At 39.9% G+C, this 18423-nt stretch carries 18 protein-coding genes and 1 pseudogene; 14 read left to right on the top strand and 5 right to left on the bottom strand.

The window, feature by feature from the left end:
- Positions 1-480 precede the first annotated feature (480 nt).
- From FCR06_RS02265 to FCR06_RS02250, 4 genes are all read left to right on the top strand, one after another.
- Positions 481-1128, top strand: coding sequence for a carbonic anhydrase (locus FCR06_RS02265; RefSeq protein WP_138497242.1), 648 nt, complete (start codon positions 481-483; stop codon positions 1126-1128).
- 471 nt (positions 1129-1599) lie between these two features.
- A complete protein-coding gene (locus tag FCR06_RS02260; RefSeq protein ID WP_138497241.1) occupies positions 1600-2568 on the top strand; it encodes a sodium-dependent bicarbonate transport family permease in 969 nt (322 codons plus the stop codon).
- A 4-nt stretch (positions 2569-2572) separates the two neighbouring features.
- A complete protein-coding gene (locus FCR06_RS02255) occupies positions 2573-2884 on the top strand; it encodes a P-II family nitrogen regulator (protein WP_138497240.1) in 312 nt (103 codons plus the stop codon).
- Between the two features lie 28 nt (positions 2885-2912).
- Complete coding sequence (locus tag FCR06_RS02250) at positions 2913-3605, top strand: carbonic anhydrase (RefSeq protein WP_138497521.1); 693 nt, start codon at positions 2913-2915, stop codon at positions 3603-3605.
- Positions 3606-4049: 444 nt separating this feature from the next.
- Here the strand turns inward: FCR06_RS02250 and FCR06_RS02245 are convergent, their stop codons facing one another.
- Complete coding sequence (locus FCR06_RS02245; RefSeq protein WP_012410519.1) at positions 4050-4208, bottom strand: YqaE/Pmp3 family membrane protein; 159 nt, start codon at positions 4206-4208, stop codon at positions 4050-4052.
- Positions 4209-4353: 145 nt separating this feature from the next.
- Positions 4354-4701, bottom strand: coding sequence for a translation initiation factor (locus FCR06_RS02240; RefSeq protein ID WP_138497239.1), 348 nt, complete (start codon positions 4699-4701; stop codon positions 4354-4356).
- 286 nt (positions 4702-4987) lie between these two features.
- Between FCR06_RS02240 and trpB the strand changes: the two genes are divergently transcribed.
- From trpB to FCR06_RS02210, 6 genes are all read left to right on the top strand, one after another.
- Positions 4988-6223, top strand: coding sequence for a tryptophan synthase subunit beta (trpB, locus tag FCR06_RS02235; protein WP_138497238.1), 1236 nt, complete (start codon positions 4988-4990; stop codon positions 6221-6223).
- A 35-nt stretch (positions 6224-6258) separates the two neighbouring features.
- Positions 6259-7395, top strand: a complete 1137-nt coding sequence (locus tag FCR06_RS02230; protein ID WP_138497237.1) for a class I SAM-dependent methyltransferase — start codon at positions 6259-6261, stop codon at positions 7393-7395.
- Positions 7396-7484: 89 nt separating this feature from the next.
- Entirely contained in the window at positions 7485-7772 is a 288-nt protein-coding gene (locus tag FCR06_RS02225) for a hypothetical protein (protein WP_138497236.1), read from the top strand.
- 248 nt (positions 7773-8020) lie between these two features.
- On the top strand, positions 8021-8551 hold the full coding sequence (locus FCR06_RS02220) for a CAP domain-containing protein (RefSeq protein ID WP_138497235.1): 531 nt from the start codon (positions 8021-8023) through the stop codon (positions 8549-8551).
- Positions 8552-8850: 299 nt separating this feature from the next.
- Positions 8851-9399, top strand: coding sequence for a CAP domain-containing protein (locus FCR06_RS02215; protein ID WP_138497234.1), 549 nt, complete (start codon positions 8851-8853; stop codon positions 9397-9399).
- A gap of 88 nt (positions 9400-9487) precedes the next feature.
- Entirely contained in the window at positions 9488-10117 is a 630-nt protein-coding gene (locus FCR06_RS02210; RefSeq protein WP_138497520.1) for a ribonuclease H-like domain-containing protein, read from the top strand.
- A 667-nt stretch (positions 10118-10784) separates the two neighbouring features.
- On the opposite strand, the pseudogene FCR06_RS02205 reads toward FCR06_RS02210, so the two are convergent.
- Positions 10785-11231, bottom strand: a pseudogene (locus tag FCR06_RS02205) (rhodanese-like domain-containing protein); the annotation flags it as partial.
- Positions 11232-12898: 1667 nt separating this feature from the next.
- Here FCR06_RS02205 and FCR06_RS02200 point away from each other — a divergent pair.
- On the top strand, positions 12899-13618 hold the full coding sequence (locus FCR06_RS02200) for a response regulator transcription factor (protein WP_138497233.1): 720 nt from the start codon (positions 12899-12901) through the stop codon (positions 13616-13618).
- 148 nt (positions 13619-13766) lie between these two features.
- On the opposite strand, the gene FCR06_RS02195 is transcribed toward FCR06_RS02200, so the two are convergent.
- Entirely contained in the window at positions 13767-14393 is a 627-nt protein-coding gene (locus FCR06_RS02195; protein WP_138497232.1) for a CPP1-like family protein, read from the bottom strand.
- Positions 14394-15088: 695 nt separating this feature from the next.
- Between FCR06_RS02195 and FCR06_RS02190 the strand changes: the two genes are divergently transcribed.
- Positions 15089-15808 (top strand): response regulator transcription factor, encoded by a 720-nt coding sequence (locus FCR06_RS02190; RefSeq protein WP_138497231.1) that lies wholly within the window; start codon positions 15089-15091, stop codon positions 15806-15808.
- Positions 15809-16131: 323 nt separating this feature from the next.
- Positions 16132-16368 (top strand): hypothetical protein, encoded by a 237-nt coding sequence (locus FCR06_RS02185; RefSeq protein ID WP_138497230.1) that lies wholly within the window; start codon positions 16132-16134, stop codon positions 16366-16368.
- A gap of 72 nt (positions 16369-16440) precedes the next feature.
- Here FCR06_RS02185 and FCR06_RS02180 read toward each other — a convergent pair whose 3' ends face one another.
- Positions 16441-16638, bottom strand: a complete 198-nt coding sequence (locus FCR06_RS02180; RefSeq protein ID WP_073640948.1) for a DUF2811 domain-containing protein — start codon at positions 16636-16638, stop codon at positions 16441-16443.
- Positions 16639-17119: 481 nt separating this feature from the next.
- On the opposite strand from FCR06_RS02180, the gene FCR06_RS02175 reads away from it, so the two are divergent.
- Complete coding sequence (locus FCR06_RS02175; protein ID WP_223280014.1) at positions 17120-18385, top strand: MDR family MFS transporter; 1266 nt, start codon at positions 17120-17122, stop codon at positions 18383-18385.
- Positions 18386-18423: the final 38 nt, after the last annotated feature.

The following is an 18423-nucleotide window of genomic DNA, read 5'->3' as shown; positions in this document are numbered from 1 at the left end:
CAATCATTTTTTTATGTGGTATTAAATGTTTCAATCTAAAATTTATCATTCTTGTTAGGTTAGCTTTCTACTTAACTTTGTCTGCTCTGTAAAATCAGACATGCTATGGCAATCATATTTTATTTGTAAAAATTATTAGATTGAGACACCCGATATATTAAATATGTCGGGTATCTTATTGATTGCATAAGTATGACTATGTATGAAGTTAAAAATCTGCAATCTGAATTTATACAGAATCATAATTATCAACTTGAGAAATTTTATATCTGAAGAAGTTGATATTGCTTTATAAGGAAATTTCAATAACTAAAATTTTTATAAAAAACAGAATCAAAACATCAGTCATCAGTCAGAATTGAATTGGAGTATTCTCTATAACTAACTCTGCAACTCTGATGCATTGGCGGAGCTTTCCTTGCTTTGCTCCTAAATTCTGAATTCTTCTTCAAAAAATTCTCTCTCAAATTTGATGAAAGAATGAAATATAACAGCATTAATCAACTCTTCAGAAATAATCAGACTTGGGTTACCGAAAAGCTGACTCTAAACCCAAATTACTTTGAAGAATTATCTAACGGTCAAACACCACCATTTCTGTATATTGGTTGTTCTGATAGTCGTTTGCCCTTAACAAATTTTACCCGTACAGAACCGGGAGAGTTATTTGTACATCGTAATATTGCTAATCAAGTTTCTCTGACAGATATGAACTTTTTAGCTGTTTTAGAATACGCAATTTTACATTTGGAAGTGAAACACATTATTGTTTGTGGTCATTCCGATTGTGGCGGAATTAAGGCAGCTTTAGAATGGAAAACCATCGGAATTATTGATAACTGGGTAAATCCAATTCGAGAATTATATTTACATAAAAAAGCAGAAATTGATATCTTACCAACACGAGAAGAACGTCTGAATCGGTTGGCGGAAATGAATGTTGTAACGCAAGTAAAAAATCTATACCAAACTTCCATAATGCGCCAGGTACTTTATACGCAAAAAGCACCTTTGGTTCATGGTTGGGTACTAAATATAAGCACTGGATTAATCAAAGATTTGAATGTCTCAACTTTAGAATGGCAATTGCATAACTGCCCTTTGCTTATGGAATGGAAGATAGACTAGTACTGTTTAATAAAATTCGTAATTCGTAATTCGTAATACTCGCCTCCGGCGAGAAGCAAGCTAATAACACTCTCTACGAGACGCGCAAGGGACGAGGATACAGCTTACTGCGAAGACAGTAATTCGTAATTACAGTTGCGTAAGTCGTCAGACATTTAAAATCGGTAATGTGATTTAGCCGAGTTGTAGTAGTTTCTGATACCAAATCGAAGAGAACGAAAACTTGGGCATTGGCAGTGCTGAGTTAAAAGCGATGAGTTAGGAGTGATAAGTGACTCTTTCCGTACACTGCCCACACATGGTCATCTGCCACTCTCCATACCCAAAAACTCCACTCCTTAGGGGTGGAGTTTTTCATTGCCTAATTGACATAGGGTAACAAGACACGATACATCATGATCGAGCCATTAAATTTTTTCAGATGAGAAATTCTTTTAATTCCCAACTTTACCAGTATCAGGAGGAGTGGAAATGGATGTCAGCTTAATAATATCCAACATCCTGAATCCGCCAGTTCTGTTTTTCTTTTTAGGCATGACTGCCGTTTTTGTCAAGTCTGATCTAGAAATTCCTCCACCAGTCCCGAAACTCCTCTCGCTTTATCTGCTATTGGCGATTGGTTTTAAAGGGGGGGTAGAACTAATTAAAAGCGGAATCACTCAGGAAGTAGTTCTGACACTGATAGCAGCCATGTTGATGGCTTGTTTTGTCCCCATTTATACGTTTTTTATCCTCAAACTGAAGCTAGATATTTACGATGCTGCGGCGATCGCGGCAACTTATGGTTCTATCAGTGCTGTCACCTTCATCACCGCTAGCTCCTTTCTCAGCGAGCTTGGTATTACTTTTGATGGCTACATGGTAGCGGCCCTTGCCCTGATGGAATCTCCAGCGATCATTGTTGGTCTAATTCTTGTGAATTTGTTCTCTTTGGATGAAAAGCGAGAGTTTGCTTGGGGAGAAGTTTTGCAAGAAGCATTTCTTAATAGTTCAGTGTTTCTTTTAGTTGGTAGCCTGATAATAGGCTTCTTAACAGGAGAACACGGCGGGAAGGTTTTAGAACCCTTCACTCAGGGGATGTTTTATGGTGTTCTCAGCTTCTTTCTGCTGGATATGGGACTAGTGGCAGCCAGGAGAATTAAAGACTTACAAAAAACCGGAGTTTTTCTGATTCTCTTTGCCATATTAGTTCCAATAGTTAATGCAGGCATTGGGTTGTTAATTGCCAAATTCATCAATATGCCTCAAGGTGATTCGCTCTTGTTTGCGGTGTTGTGTGCCAGTGCCTCTTACATTGCTGTGCCAGCAGCTATGCGGATGACTGTTCCAGAAGCAAACCCTAGTCTGTACGTTTCTACAGCTCTTGCAGTAACATTCCCGTTCAATATTATTGTGGGAATTCCGTTATATCTCTATGGAATTAACATGTTTTGGAGGTAATAACATGCACCTAGTTAAAAGGATAGAAATTATTGCCAACTCTTTTGAACTTGGCAAAATTTTAGATAGCTTAGACAAGTCCGGTGTACATGGTCATGCTGTAATCCGAAATGTTGCTGGCAAAGGATTACGAGGAACGGCGGAAGATTTAGACATGACGATGCTTGATAATGTTTACATCATTGCGTTTTGTATGCCAGAAGAAATTAAGCGTGTTGTAGAAAACATTAAACCACTGCTTAACAAATTTGGCGGCACATGTTACGTCTCAGACGCAATGGAAATTCGCTCAATGAAATGTGTTGCGTCGCTATAAAAAAATCATAAATCTAATGAAGCATTTCATGGAACGTCGTGAGTTTTTAAAGTTAGGAGTCACAGGAGCATTCGGGATGATGGTAACTGCCAGTGATTTCTTCTGGCAAGTTGAACAAGTGAAGGCTGCCGAACTGCCTCCTGAAACTCTTAGTCCTGATGCCGCATTGCAAAAGTTGATAGAGGGAAATCAGCGCTTTGTTCGGCATCAACCCCAATATCCCGATCAATCTGCGGCTCGGTTGCAGGAAGTTGCTCAAGCGCAACATCCTTTTGCAACTATCCTCAGTTGTGCGGATTCACGAGTACCCGCAGAAATTATTTTTGACCAGGGTATCGGAGACATCTTTGATGTTCGCCTCGCCGGAAATATTGCTACGCCAGAATCACTTGGCAGTATCGAATATGCCGTTGTTTTATTAGGTACGCCAGTATTGATGGTGCTGGGTCATGAGCGATGTGGAGCCGTAACCGCTGCTGTAAAAAATGAAGCATTACTTGGTGATATTGGTAGCTTTGTTGAGGCGATTAAGCCTGTTGTCAAAAGCGCCAAGCTTCAGCCAGGGGACGCGGTTGATAATGCTGTAGTTGCCAACGTCCAATATCAAATTGCACGGCTGAAGCGATCGCGGCTTTTAACTGAGCGGTTACAGTCTGGTAAATTGAAAATTGTTGGAGGTCGTTACGATTTAGATACGGGAGGAGTAACTCTAATTAGTTGATTAACCAAGATTATTAGCGTATTCTCTCAATCAGAGATCCGCTATAGCAAGAGCCAGTTCGCGTAGCGTGTCGAAGAAAAGGCAGTTCTTGCTGAAGGCAGGAGGTAAAACTATTACTGTTGCTCGCATTCACGCTTCTCATTATGTCCTAAATAGTGTGACTACGGCTATAACTAATTGTTTGAAGATTGAGAGAATATACTAATATTTTACTGCAAAAATACTTTGGCGATCAAAGCAAGAACAACCAAATAAACTCCTGATTAATTATTATTTAAATTTTGATAATTAATAATTGACTTCAAAAGACATTGAATTATTATTTTTTATATTTTAACTTTTGCCTTACTTATTTCGTAGAGGCAATTTATAAATTACCTCTACGGAAGTCTTGTTCAAAATTACTAATACCGAGATTGGTACACCCAAATTACCTACAAAGAATTATTTCTTAGCAATTATCCACACTGCGTGAATAATTCCAGGAATGTAACCAAAAAGCGTTAAAACTATATTAATCCAAAAGTCTATACCAAAACCTACTTGTAAAAAAACTCCCAAAGGTGGCACGAAAATGGCACACAGAATCCGAACTAAATCCATTTAAACCTCCTCTTAATCTCATCTAAGACAGCTTATTGGCTAAGTCGTTGACCACTGTTCAAGCATATTTATCCTTTTCAAAGATAACATTGACCCTCTCAATTTATCTTCCGGTTAAGATGCGGGAAACCGCACATATTTAAAATTAGCCACCACTGATTTTGGCTTTATAACCAAGCTTGGTCAAAATCTCAACAATTTTCTGCTTGTGGTCGCCTTGAATTTCAATTTCATTGTCTTTAATTGTCCCACCTGTACCACACTGAGTTTTCAGCTGTTTAAGCAAATCTGCCAAAGTTTCTGGTTTGGCTTGAAAACCGCTAATCACAGTCACCGTTTTGCCTTTGCGTCCTTTGCGGGAAGCTTGCACTCTCAGATTTTGCTGTTGTGGAGGTGATTCTGGAATTGGTCTTTCTGTAGCCGCGGAGTTATCGCTACCAAATTCGCGGTAGACAAAGTTTTTATCAGAAGATTTGGAATTGGCAGAAGACATAAAATATTTATTAATAAAAATTTCCCAGCAGTGGAAACTTCAATCTTAAGGTTCACAGACACAAACAACAACTGCTCAACTGTAGGTCATATAACCATCATATAACGCTGCCTCATCAGCTCTATTCCTCTACTAATGCCAATGCTTGATTTATCAGACCGTCAGATAAATACATCCTACACAGGCACAATTGTTCCAAAAGTATACGTACAGCAAGTATTACCCCTCGTTGTTTGCTAGACTTTCTTATAATAATTAAGTTATTTCTCTTATCAAAATTCAGCCTGTGACTACCACTCCCCTGTCTACAAATTCAACTGCTCAAGTTCCTGACTTGCTAGGCCGCTTTGGACGCTTTGGCGGTAAGTATGTACCTGAGACGTTAATGCCTGCTCTCGCTGAATTAGAAACGGCTTATCAGCAGTATCGCAACGATCCTGGTTTTCAAGCAGAACTACAGYAATTGTTGCGGGATTATGTAGGACGTGCCACACCATTGTATTTCGCTGAACGCCTGACTGCTCATTATGCCCGACCCGATCGCACCGGGCCACAAATTTACTTAAAACGTGAAGATTTAAATCATACTGGCGCTCACAAAATTAATAATGCCCTTGGTCAGGTATTGTTAGCAAAGCGCATGGGTAAACAGCGAATTATTGCTGAAACTGGTGCCGGACAACATGGAGTAGCCACAGCCACAGTTTGCGCTCGTTTTGGACTGCAATGCGTAATATATATGGGCGTTCACGATATGGAACGCCAAGCCTTGAATGTCTTCAGAATGCGGTTAATGGGGGCAGAAGTACGTCCGGTGGAAGCGGGAACGGGAACCCTCAAAGATGCCACTTCCGAAGCAATCCGCGATTGGGTGACGAATGTAGAAACTACTCATTATATCCTGGGTTCCGTAGCGGGGCCTCATCCTTACCCAATGATGGTACGTGATTTCCATGCTGTTATCGGTCAAGAAACTCGCGCCCAAGCAATGGACAAATGGGGTGGATTGCCTGATATCCTCATAGCTTGTGTTGGTGGTGGTTCCAATGCTATGGGACTATTTTTTGAGTTTATCAATGAAGCTTCTATACGCTTAATTGGTATTGAAGCAGCTGGAGAAGGTGTCAATACCGAAAAACACGCAGCTACCTTGACAAAAGGACGAGTTGGTGTATTACACGGAGCAATGAGCTATCTGCTGCAAGATGAGGATGGGCAAATCATCGAGGCGCACTCAATTAGTGCAGGGTTAGATTATCCCGGTGTGGGGCCAGAACATAGCTATTTAAAGGATATTGGTCGTGCCGAATATTATAGTGTGACGGATGCAGAAGCTTTGGCGGCGTTCCAACAATTATCAAAATTGGAGGGAATTATTCCAGCATTGGAAACAGCTCATGCGATCGCTTACTTAGAAATGCTGTGTCCTCAACTAACTGGCAGTCCTCGGATTGTGATTAACTGCTCTGGACGCGGTGATAAGGATGTACAAACAGTAGCCAAGTCTTTAGATCTTGCGTAAATAAATATACGTTAAATATTAGGGAGATAGCAACGATGGATCGACAATTCCAACACCCTATGCTACCGAAAACCACTCAAGACGAGTTGGCACGCCAAGAGTTTGTCCAAAGTTTAAAACTGCACATTTTTCGGAATCTCTCTCCTGGCAATAAAGTAGTTTATGAAAAACTAGCCAAACCAAAGTTTGAACAAGAACATCAGCGTCCTCCCCAGAATCGTTATGAAATTCGGGAAGTAATGCAAGGCGAACCTTACTACCGCTGGAGTAGTGTCCTGAAACGAGTCAGCCAGGAAATGTTATGGGATGCGGTAAATGCCAGCGTTGATAGGCAACTGCCAGAGTTGATTGAGCGTGCTAAAGACAAAGGCAATGAACTGGGTACTTTAACCCTCGATCCAAACTTTTCAATACCTACTTATCAAGAGGCTGTAGACATTCACTGTATGCCTGGAGGATATCACAGCGAATTTACCGCTAATGATGTAGCTGCTGGCGCAACTTACGATCGCGGCACTTATGTTTATGGTATAGGTTGGTTGGGGCCACTCAACGATGATATGGGGCTATCTATAGTCCAAAACTACCTTCTAAAAGAGTATCCCAAGTTTCAACCAAGAAAAATTCTTGATCTGGGATGCTCTGTGGGTCATAGCACATTACCCTACGTAGATGGTTACCCAGATGCAGAAGTCCACGCCATAGATATAAGCGCACCTATGCTGCGTTACGCTCATGCAAGAGCCGAATCTTTGGGCAAACGCGTATACTTCTCTCAGCAAAACGCCGAACAGACTAACTTCCCGGATGAATCTTTTGACCTAGTAGTTTCTCACATTTTGCTACATGAAATTCCTCCCCCAGCCGTCCGCAAAGTGATGCAAGAGTCTTACCGTCTACTGGCTCCTGGTGGGATGATGCTGCATGTGGAAGCGCCGTTGTATCGTCACATGGATGCTTATACACAGTTTGTTTTTGATTGGGAAACCGCTAACAACAACGAACCCTTCTGGAGTGCTGTACGTGATTTGGATTTGGTAGCACTAGCTACTGAGGCTGGTTTTACACCAGATAAAACATTTGAGAAATTTGTCCCTAATGGAGCATGGAAAGCTCAAAATGGTAACTCCAATAGCCAAGGGAGTTGGTTTGTGGTTGCTGCAACTAAGTAAGCAGAGTAATTTGTAACTAAGGAAGTCCGATTTTCTCTGGGTTTCCTTATTTTGCAATCTAGCCTTGTTTTGAGAAAATTGGAGTTAGGATGGCAAAAACAGTTAAAGGTAAACACCCAGTTTACTTAGAGAATCCGCAAATCGATAAATTGTTGGCGATAGTTATGGCTTTGACTGGTGAGGTATCCGTACTGCGCGATCGCTTGGACACCATAGAACGGTTACTAGAAGTTAAAGGTATTTTATCGATTACTGAAATTGAAGGTTATCAACCGGATGCCGAAGTAATTAATCAACGGGAAAAATGGCGTGCAGAATACATAATGCGGGTCTTGCGCGTTGTGCAGGATGAGTTACAAACTCTTAGCCAAGACTAATTGAAACCGCGCAAAAATTGTAGGAAATAAATCCATACCATTGACGAGTCATTTAATATAAATAATCGTTTTAATGGAAGAAGATAATTATCTATGAACATAAAAATTTTTCTGTAAGATTGTAAATTTTAAAGTTTGCTAGTAGTTTTTGAACATATAGCAGCATAAGTTGAGGTATATAGACTTATAACCAAGTTGTGCAATCAATAATACTTTGGTTAGATAGTCTGGAACTCTACTTTCAGCAAATGATTAGAACAACAATCTACAGCATTGGTTTAGGGACTCTTGTTCTTGGCAGTGGAGCGGTCGCTACTTCTGTAAAAGAGCCAGCTTTGACGCCGAAGTTTTCACATATATCAAGTGATACTGTTAAGATTGCCCAATCTACCATTAACACTGCTGCTATAGAACAGTCAGTTTTCAACCAAATTAATAATTACAGAGCTTCTAAGAGGCTACCAGCGCTGACTCGTAATTCTGCTATCGATAACCAGGCCAGGATTCACAGTCAGAATATGGCTAGTGGTAAAGTGCCTTTTGGACATAGTGGAGCTCAACAACGCCTGAAAGCGATCGGTATTACATACAAAGCAGCTGGTGAAAATGTAGCTTACAACCAGAAATATAGCGACCCTGCTACGCAAGCTGTTCAAGGGTGGCTCAAAAGTTCAGGGCATCTAGCCAATATCATAGGTAATTATAATTTGACCGGGGTTGGTGTTGCTAGCAATAGTAAAGGGCAAATCTATTTCACGCAAATTTTCCTGCGCACATAGGTTAAGTAAAATTTAGACTATTTGACGAAATTCGCAATTGATATATAGGAGCGTACAGCTATACGCTCCGAAAGATGTCTAAATTGATCAAAATCTTCAATTCTTGATCAAACTAAGGCTAATTTTTCCTCAGCTAACCTATGGAACTATTGACAATTGGAAATGATTGCTTGTATTGCCTAGAAAGGATGCGGTCAAATTGCCGAAATTCATCAATCCTTAATAGTATTCTCGTATATATTTTCAGAACTATAAGGTAGAGTATAAGTCTTATATCTCTACATATTACGCAATTCTCCATGTTTCGACAAACTGCTTTTGGCATCGCTTTAACTGCGCTTGTCCTTGCTAGTGGATTAACGACTGTTCCGATACCAAATCATACTTTTACAAATACATCCACCCGTAATAAGCTGTTGTCGCTTTTTTCTAGTCAGGTTGCAATATCAACTCCTACTTTTAAACCTACTGAGCTAGAAAAATCTGTTTTTGAGCAAATTAATCGATATCGAGCTTCTAAAGGGCTATCAAAATTGACCCTAAATGCAAGCATTACACGACAGGCAAGAATTCATAGTCAAAATATGGCTCAAGGTAAAACGCCATTTAGCCATCGGGGATTTGAAGGACGAGTCAAAGCTATCACCATTCCTTACAACAGTGCAGCAGAAAATGTCGCTTTCAACCTGGGATATAGCAACCCGGCAGCCGAAGCTGTTAGTGGTTGGGTCAAAAGCCCTGGACATCTAAAAAATATTAAAGGAAATTATAACCTCACAGGAATTGGGGTTGCTACTAATAGTCAAGGCGAAGTTTATCTAACACAAATGTTTTTTCACACTAGGTAGATTTAATTTTTGATATTTTTGGACAATAATAATGTATTGTCTGACAAGACTTTTGTCTGCTGGACACTACATTATTTTTGAACCTTTGATGACATTACAAGATTTTCAGGTGAGCGATCGCGACCTCAGTGATGCAGCCCTTAAAGAGTATTTAGAATCGGCAGCAATTGCAGTAGATACAGAAACGATGGGATTATTACCGCAACGCGATCGTTTGTGTCTGGTTCAGTTGTGCACCCAACAAGGAAAAGTTACTGTAATCCGCATTGCCAAAGGACAAAGTGACGCCCCAAATCTACAAGAACTTTTATTGGCCGCGAATGTTGTAAAAGTGTTTCACTTTGCTCGTTTTGACCTTGCTACTTTGCGAGCCAATTTAGGAATTCAAGTTCACCCTGTTTTTTGCACAAAAATCGCTAGTAAGTTAGCTCGTACTTACACAAATCGCCACGGACTCAAAGATGTAGTCCAAGAATTAGAACGAGTCGAACTGGATAAAAGCGCTCAAAGTTCTGATTGGGGTAATGCTGCTAATCTATCTGAGGCTCAATTGAGTTATGCCGCCAATGATGTGCGCTACTTACTTAACGTGCAAGAGAAACTCACCGAAATGCTCAAACGAGAACAACGTTGGCAACTTGCTCAAGAATGTTTTGAATTTTTGCCAACAATAGTTTCTCTAGATTTGTTACTATTCAAAGATTTATTTGAACATTAATTATTTTAAAAGTAGAATCAATCTTAAATTTGTGATTAAAACAAAAATGCCAAAATCTTGATTTATTGTTAACTGCTTTTTGTCTTGGATTACAGGGTCTCTAAACAAGCATTAACTACACATTTAACTCTGGTCGCTAACCACACAGCTGATCCTAAATTGAAATTTCCCAATTGTGGAATATGATTATAAACTATTTAGTCATTAATTTATAGTCGGATTAGTTCAAGCTTTAGCGTTATCGAAGAAAACCTTTACAATATAGGTTAATGTAAGGTAAGCAAGCTATGCTTCTCAAATACCACTTGCTTATTGGGGAGACCCCTCTCTTTGCAGCGGCTCCCCAACATTCGCCTACAGCTAATGACTAATTTTTCAGGCTATTTCTTGTCTGAGATCCAACATTATGACCGTCTGAACTTCTAAAAGTTCAAGATTCTTTAATGTCTTCCTTAACTTCACCAGCTTTCTGTTGAACGCCTTCCTTAACTTCACCAGCTTTCTGTTGAACGCCTTCCTTAACTTCACCAGCTTTCTGTTGAACGCCTTCCTTAACTTCACCAGCTTTCTGTTGAACGCCTTCCTTAACTTCACCAGCTTTCTGTTGAATGTCTTCCTTAAGGTTACTGACTCCCTTTTTAATACTTTCAACGGGACTACTACCTCCCTTTGGCTGATTTTCTGCATGATTTTGTAGCCGAGCTACCACATTGTACTCATCAGCACCTGCAGGAGTTTTTGATTCAATAATGCCTTCGGTGGGACCACCAATCGCCTTCCATGCCTCAAGACCACCTTGAAGTTGAGAAACATGCTCAAACCCATTAGAACGAAGTTGTTGTGCGGCTTGGGCAGCTTCTTCTTCATTAGCGCCGTAAACATAAATATCACGGCTTTTATCTAAAGAGGCTACTGCACGGTCTACCAATTCATCTATTGACATAGGCATCGCTCCCATAATATGACCTTCATTATAGGTTCTGCGATCGCGCACATCCAATATTGTAAAAGCTGGTTCACCCCATTCCAAGCGAGACTTCAGTGTATGAGCATCAGATTGTGCTTGTATTGGTGGCTGTGGGGGAATGATGCCGCCTACTAAATTGTTATTCATAACTATTCCTTGCTGACGATATTAATAGCAATTTAACAAATAAGATATCTCGAATTGCTCTTTCGCGAGGATGAACATATTTAAAGTCTCTCTTCAGATAGACTTAGTAATTTTCTCAACTTCTACCATTTAATCCATTGCAAATTTAGTCAATTAATACTATATAAATCTATATATTTACTCTAAAAATAATTATTTTTATCTTTCTAAAATTTGATAATTTAAAACTATTTAAAAAAGAAGATTAATAATTTTCTTGTTTAATTGATAAAATTTTTCATTTGAAAACGCAAATGAGTTACCAAGAGAACGAAACGGAGGATTGAAGTCATAATGCATTTTCTTGAAAACTGACGCCCCTATGTTATAAAGTTGAGCCACTAGCATTGAACGGCTCTGGCGGCTCTCAACCAAGTGACATTTTGATTCGAGATTGCAGCTAAATCTAGTTTTGTCTACCACACGCTCTTGCATTCGAGCGTTGAAAGCCTCTCTTCTCTACAAGACGCACTTACGTACAGATCTTAACTTTGTGATGTGTCGCTCTATGCATTGGTGCAAGAACAGAAGCTATGCCGAACGCAAGTGCGTCTTTGTCAAGAAAAAGCTTTACGCAATGTTAATATGGCAGGATGTAGGAGGCAGCCATGCTTGAAGAAAGAAGGTTTAAACCAATTTAATTTTTCTTAAAATAGTTTTGTTTTTTCACACCGTTCTATTTACATGAATCGAGAGAAGTCTTTAGCAAAGTATTGAGAAATTAAACACATCATTTGTTGCTTTTATTACAGGTTGTGGTTTTATTGTAGATCCACTATTTTTATCAGACTTTTTAGGAAACGATATAATCTTTAAAGCTCTTGCTAATATTGTGCTGACTCAAAGTTTTGTCTGTTAAAGTTATTTTTGCTGTTCTTATGCCTTCTGCTGATGCTCTAAGTCTTTACCTGCTCGGATGAATTCATAATTATAACTCATCCATGGTTACAGTTAATTTAAAAATATTTATTATTACATTTTTATATATCTATTAATTTATTAACTCCTCTGTCCATCAATTACGAATTACTTAGGGCTTTATCCTTCTTTAACTGATATGAGGAATTACTAATTATTCTGTTCGTAGTCTGAAAGTAAAACTTGTAGTATAGTATATGCTTAAGAGAATAACTACATACAAATGCACGTTGAGTAAATTTTCCCAGTCTTCCTCAACGAATCATATCCCTTGGCTAAAGTACAGTTGAGTAGATAATTGAGAATCTAGATTGGCTTATGGCTTGGTTCCCGAGCCTTGATAGAAACGTATTAATCAGGCAGTGTGTTCTTTGACAAAATTTTAGCGATCGCCGTTGCTCTGGTGTTTCATTTGAGCTATTTGTGGTGATGCAGATCAGCTTTAGTAGCACTTAACTGTGTGTATTCAGTTTAGGATTTTACCATAAAATTTAAAACTTTTACCAAAGTTATACAATGCTTATAACTTGTATAAGCATAACGATGGCTGAAGTTTTGCTCAATTTTATGGAGATTTAATTGTAAACAAGTACTACACTAACGATCGCACTTAGCAAAATCAGCGTGAATATACTTTCAACACAAACACGTAAAGCAAAACTAGCACAACAGTTAATTGCCCAACCAACAATAAGCAGCAAGGTAACATTATGATTACAGTTCCCGATACTACTGCGAAAATTCTCATCGTCGATGACGACTTCGGCGTTCGAAATCTCGTCTATCGTTTCTTGAGTCGAAAATATCAAATAGAATCGGCGGCAGATGGTAAGACTGCTTTGTCGTTGTTTGAGCAATTTAACCCAGCCCTAGTGATTTTGGATTGGAATTTACCAGATGTTAACGGTTATAGCCTCTGCCAAGAAATGCAGAGTCGTACTAATGTTTTAGTGATGATATTGACTAGTAGAACTGACGAAGCTGATAAAATTAAAATCTTAGCCGCTGGTGCTGATGATTTCATGACTAAACCGTTTAGCCTTGCAGAAGTAGAAGTGAGAGTAGAAGCTCTTTTGAGGCGGATACGCTACATTAATCCCTCCCCTACACAACGTATTGTCTTCAAGCAGTTAGTAATTAACCCAGAAGGTCGCGAGGTAACACTTAATGATAAACCTCTCACCTTAACAGCCTTAGAATTTAATATCTTGCATTTTTTGGCAAGTCATCCGGGTCAAGCTTGGAGTCGTCCACAGCTAATCCAAAAAATCTGGGGTTGTGAATACGTTGGAGATGGACGAGTGGTTGATGTACATATTGGTCAGCTTCGTAAGAAGATGGAAATCGACGCCAGTGTACCAGAGTTTATTAAAACTGTACGCGGCTACGGCTACAAGTTTGAAGCCCCTGAGGAAAATACTAATTTATAAAGATTGGACATTATTAAGTGCCCAGTGCTAAATCAGGAGTTAAGAGCGTCCGGTGCTGAGTGAGGAATTAAGAGTTATTCTCCCCTCTGCCCTCTGCTCACTCCCTACTCCCTGTATTTTTTGAAGTGTGTTTCCTAAAGGTATAGATTTAGCGTAGAAAGCTACTAACTAACCATAACAAAATAAAAGTTAGTGCTGTAGAAAACTGATTTGATCCGATATTTATGAATGATATTTGTGGTAAGAGCCAGCTAGCAAGTAGACCTCCAGCTATTAAGCCAATTATTAAACTGACAAGAGTGAATAAAACTGCTCTGCCAAACTTACCTTCTTTGCGCTTGAGAAAGTAAATACCGATACTTACCCCAACCACTAATGCTAATTGTAAAACCTGGTCGCCTCCCTCTGGGTAAAACAGACTAATAGCACTCAAACCAAGATACCAGGCTCCTGGTAAGAGGATATCAGCTGGTGTTGGCCGATCAATCATTCGTTGCAGCCATGCAGGTGAATGCTCACGAGGGGTTTGAGCTTCTTTAGGGGGCAATTGTACTCGCAACTCTGGAAAGCGAATACGTTCAGGAACTTTAATTTTACCTTCCTGACGCATCCGTAAACGATCCATTAAAATCGCATCGTAAGCCGCTTCGATCACTTCTAGATGCTTGGCATCACCACTATGTTGCTCGAATAGATGATTACGAGCATCCTGAATTTCATCGAAGGAAGCCTCTTCTGATACCCCAAGTTTTTCGTAGGGATTTTGATCGCTCATGGGAGTTTGTTACTTCAGCCTCAGTCAGCGGCAGTCTATTGTCAAAGAAAAAACAAATTTAGCTTTTGCCTATATCGAAACTTAATGTTTCGACTTATATTTATGGTCTATCAGGATAGTAGCACGAGTTAGTTTGACCGACTTTGAGATTTAGACTATAGTCACTTTAACATATCGCCATAACTCCGTGTATACCCTCATGTCGTTGCCTAATTCTCGCTCTAATCTAGAATTTGAACTAAATAGTACCTAAAACGCAGAGTTTTTATGAAAAAATTAACTTTACTGTTTCAAATTTGGCGACTTACTGTGCCCTAACAAAGTTTTTTTAATTATACTGATGATCGCTTGTGGTGTAAAACCACATCTCGATTTAAAATTGAAACGTTTTAAGTTACCAGCTAATTGGGGTAAAAAGTATTCGGGTTTTACAAACCGCTGTGGCTAGGGTTTGAACGTCTTTATGGTAAGCACATTGACAGTTACAAAACCTGCACACCATGCAGGGCTAGATTATGGTTTTCCAGAAGTTTACCGTTCTCATCCCCAACAATCCTGATTCCAATATTAATTATTTGAATAATCAAGATAATCATGCCGTAGCTCTGTAAATTCTTAATAGCTCCTAAAGTGGCAACTGTGTTTTTACGCAACCTTCTTGTTAATCTTACGAATTTTTGTGCAAAGTGATGGTCATGGCTCCCGCCAAGATTCTTGTTGTTGACGACGACCCTGCGGTTCGGAATTTAATTCAACGCTTTTTAATGAAGCAGAACTATCAGGTGGAGGCTGCCGAAGATGGAAAGACAGCCTTAACTCTATTTGAGCAATTTAACCCTGATTTGGTGATTTTAGATGTAAATTTACCAGATGTAATTGGGTTTAACCTCTGCCAAGAGATGCAAAGTCGTAATGGTGTTTTTGTTCTAATGTTGACTAGTCGTGCTGACGAAGCTGACAAAATTCGCGGTTTTTCCAAAGGTGCTGATGACTATCTCACGAAGCCTTTTGGTTTGGGAGAGCTAGAAGTCAGAGTAGGAGCGATTTTGAGACGCCAGCGAGTCATAACTACTGCCGAGCAGAAACGTTTGGTATTTGAAAAACTGATGATCGATCCTGTGCGCCGGGAGGTGGCACTTAATAACCAACCAGTACCCTTAACTGCTCTAGAATTTGACTTATTGCATTTTTTAGCCAGTCATCCAGGTCGAGTTTGGCGGCGTGCAGAATTAATTCAAGAGGTATGGGACTATGAATATGTCGGCGACCAACGGGTTGTAGATGTGCACATCGGTCAAATTCGCAAGAAGATTGAAATTGATGTGAGTCAGCCAGCGTTAATTCAAACTGTACGTGGTGTAGGGTATAAGTTTGAATCTCCTGCTCACCCTCAACAGTTGGAAGCTAAGTCCTGAGTACATAGTCTAGAGTTTTTTAACTCTTGACCAAAACAATTTTAGATTTCAGATTTTGGATAAAATTTATTTTGGTTTTTCAGCCATCAGGAGGAACTACAAAAAGTTTAGCAAACTTGAGCAAACTGGTGTACCTTCGGAGTGTAGCACAGCTAACTGTGCTACACTAAGTATATATTTAGACAAAAACCGCTACATAGGGCAACTCTAAGAAATAAATTATCCGGTTTGAAGTTGCTGACTGATGATTGATGACTGCTTACCCCTTCGGGATGATGCTCCTGCCTCGCTAACGCTACGCAAAGCGTCTCTTAGAGAGGATTATGACGCTCGAATGCAAGAGTGTCTTTGACACTAGAAGACTCGGCTTAGCTGCACTATCGGAGCAAAGGCTACTGCTCGACTTTGCACTAGAAAAGCGTCGGCAGCGCTCACAACAGGTGGTTCCACCCACTTCGTCGAACTTTTGGAACCCCCAAGTGCAAAGCAGCTGCTTGCTTTCAAAACCCATTAATCGGGCACGGGTTTGTTGTTCCTATATCAGGCATGAGCCAGAATAACGCCCTTGATACTAGTACCTATGGAGTGTCTAGTAAATTAGCTATTGCTGCTGCAATCCAGGGTATTTTTACTTAGGAATGGTGAAACAAAGTTTCTAGATAGACTCTAGCAGCACGGCGATCGCTCTCTCCATTTTGGAGTAAAAATAATGATAGCGCCGCTGTCAATACTCTGTTTTCATCCCAATCAGGATGGGTTTCTAAGTAGTTTTTTAAGGATTCGTGAAGTGATTCGGGAATTTCTGTAAAAATACTAACTGTTGCTTTCATAAGATTTTCCTCCTCTGAGGTCAATCAAGAGGGATAAGTTGCTTGCTGTGAACTAGCTTCGGGCTACCTCACACAATCTTTCGCTTGCTTGAGAATCTACGCCAACAACTCAGGTAATTTTACACAGTCGATGTCAACAGTTGAATGGACTACAAAAGCAAGCCGCATCATTGTGCGCTAAGAAGGGGTGGGTTTGTCAATGCTGCGAAATGTTAAAAACGCTTGTATAAAAAATAAATAAGCACGAAAGAATCAGACTTTTAGCCTAATTTTTGTTACTTAACTTGACAAAAACTCAGTCCTTTAAGTTCTGACTACTATTAACTAACAATCCCCAGTAGATAACCAGAAGCCCATTAGCTCGTAGAACACCTGTGGAAAACTGCTAAAATCCCTGTGGAAACCCTGTGGAATTAATGAGGAAAATTGCTGCCAATGATAAGAATTACAAAAATGTCAGGAAAAAATGACATTTAAGCTGATGAAATTAGCTTCCCAATCCCAGTTATCCTCGTGGTTGCCCTCGATACATCCTCAGGTCTGGATTTTAGCGATTGGTAGATTTTTCTCGGAAGTTGGTACGGGCTTTACCTTGTTTTACGCGCCCATCTTTTTTGTCAACGAAGTTGGTTTATCTGCAACCTCTGTTGGCGTAGCCTTAGCTTGTGCCTCAATTTCCGGTATTTTCGGGCGCATTGTTGGTGGTTCTTTGGCTGATTCTAGGGACTGGGGACGCCGCCGCACTTTGTTGTTGGCCACGGCGATTTCTGCTATTGCTTCCTTAGTTTTCGCTGCAACCAATAATTTTACTATTTTGGTAATCGGTAACTTGATTAACGGCTTAGGAATAGGTTTCTATTGGCCAGCTGTTGAAGCTATTGTTGCTGACGCCAGCGAGATTGAGAATCGGCGTGAAACTTTTGCCATCAGCCGATTAGCAGATAATCTGGGGTTAGCGATCGGAATTACGCTAGCAGGGTTTTTGATAGCGATAATTGGAAGTTATCGCTGGCTATTTATGATTGATGCCATCTCTTTTCTAGTGTTTTTTGGCATTATCTATGTAGGAGTTAGTGATACCAAGGCGCAGGAAATCGACCAAGAAAAAACACAATATTTTGCTTCTTGGATGGCAGTGTTCAGGGATCGTCGTTTCCTCGTCTACATCGCAGCTAATATCTTCTTTACAATTTATATTTCTCAGATACACAGTATCCTGCCGCTTTACTTCAAAAACTTTGTCATCGAGAGTACTGACCGAGGATTTGCTGAAACTACTATTAGCAGATTATTTGCTTGGCATTTGGTGGTAGCTATTATCTGTCAGTTGCCTGTTACCAGCGCCTTAAAACGCTGCTCTCACACACTTGCGCTCACTGTTTCTGGCATTCTTTGGGCAGTTGGTTTTGGACTGATTTGGGTAAGTGGTACTGCCACATCTCATAATATGGTTTGGGCAGCATTGGCATTGGGAGTATTTGCTTTTGCGATTAGTTCTTATACGCCATCTGCTGCGTCTTTAGTTACTGAATTAGCCCCAGAAAATCAACGCGGCGTTTATTTCTCCATTAACGCTTTGTGTTGGGCTGTTGGCTATTCTATTGGTCATCCCTTGGGTGGATGGGCATTAGACCAACCGCGAATCATTGCCGATCGCTTTTGGTTATGCTTTTCTTTGAGCGTGGCGCTCGCTGTGGTAATTTTACAGTACCTAAATCGAATTTTGGCCAATGAATCAGCCAAATAGTGTTATGCTCACACGTAGATATTTCTCAGGAGTTAAAT

Source organism: Nostoc sp. PA-18-2419 (genome assembly GCF_005869855.1).
GTDB lineage: Bacteria > Cyanobacteriota > Cyanobacteriia > Cyanobacteriales > Nostocaceae > Nostoc.
This window is presented reverse-complemented; position numbering and strand designations above follow the sequence as displayed.

Excerpts from the sequence above, each read along its gene's own strand:
- FCR06_RS02210 (WP_138497520.1), top strand. The coding sequence starts at position 9,488 with ATGACATTACAAGATTTTCAGGTGAGCGATCGCGACCTCAGTGATGCA.
- FCR06_RS02200 (WP_138497233.1), top strand. The coding sequence starts at position 12,899 with ATGATTACAGTTCCCGATACTACTGCGAAAATTCTCATCGTCGATGAC.
- FCR06_RS02265 (WP_138497242.1), top strand. The coding sequence starts at position 481 with ATGAAATATAACAGCATTAATCAACTCTTCAGAAATAATCAGACTTGG.
- FCR06_RS02195 (WP_138497232.1), bottom strand. The coding sequence starts at position 14,393 with ATGAGCGATCAAAATCCCTACGAAAAACTTGGGGTATCAGAAGAGGCT.
- FCR06_RS02175 (WP_223280014.1), top strand. The coding sequence starts at position 17,120 with ATGAAATTAGCTTCCCAATCCCAGTTATCCTCGTGGTTGCCCTCGATA.
- FCR06_RS02220 (WP_138497235.1), top strand. The coding sequence starts at position 8,021 with ATGATTAGAACAACAATCTACAGCATTGGTTTAGGGACTCTTGTTCTT.
- FCR06_RS02230 (WP_138497237.1), top strand. The coding sequence starts at position 6,259 with ATGGATCGACAATTCCAACACCCTATGCTACCGAAAACCACTCAAGAC.
- FCR06_RS02250 (WP_138497521.1), top strand. The coding sequence starts at position 2,913 with ATGGAACGTCGTGAGTTTTTAAAGTTAGGAGTCACAGGAGCATTCGGG.
- FCR06_RS02185 (WP_138497230.1), top strand. The coding sequence starts at position 16,132 with ATGACGCTCGAATGCAAGAGTGTCTTTGACACTAGAAGACTCGGCTTA.
- FCR06_RS02225 (WP_138497236.1), top strand. The coding sequence starts at position 7,485 with ATGGCAAAAACAGTTAAAGGTAAACACCCAGTTTACTTAGAGAATCCG.
- FCR06_RS02215 (WP_138497234.1), top strand. The coding sequence starts at position 8,851 with ATGTTTCGACAAACTGCTTTTGGCATCGCTTTAACTGCGCTTGTCCTT.
- FCR06_RS02190 (WP_138497231.1), top strand. The coding sequence starts at position 15,089 with ATGGCTCCCGCCAAGATTCTTGTTGTTGACGACGACCCTGCGGTTCGG.
- FCR06_RS02180 (WP_073640948.1), bottom strand. The coding sequence starts at position 16,638 with ATGAAAGCAACAGTTAGTATTTTTACAGAAATTCCCGAATCACTTCAC.
- FCR06_RS02260 (WP_138497241.1), top strand. The coding sequence starts at position 1,600 with ATGGATGTCAGCTTAATAATATCCAACATCCTGAATCCGCCAGTTCTG.
- FCR06_RS02255 (WP_138497240.1), top strand. The coding sequence starts at position 2,573 with ATGCACCTAGTTAAAAGGATAGAAATTATTGCCAACTCTTTTGAACTT.
- FCR06_RS02245 (WP_012410519.1), bottom strand. The coding sequence starts at position 4,208 with ATGGATTTAGTTCGGATTCTGTGTGCCATTTTCGTGCCACCTTTGGGA.
- FCR06_RS02240 (WP_138497239.1), bottom strand. The coding sequence starts at position 4,701 with ATGTCTTCTGCCAATTCCAAATCTTCTGATAAAAACTTTGTCTACCGC.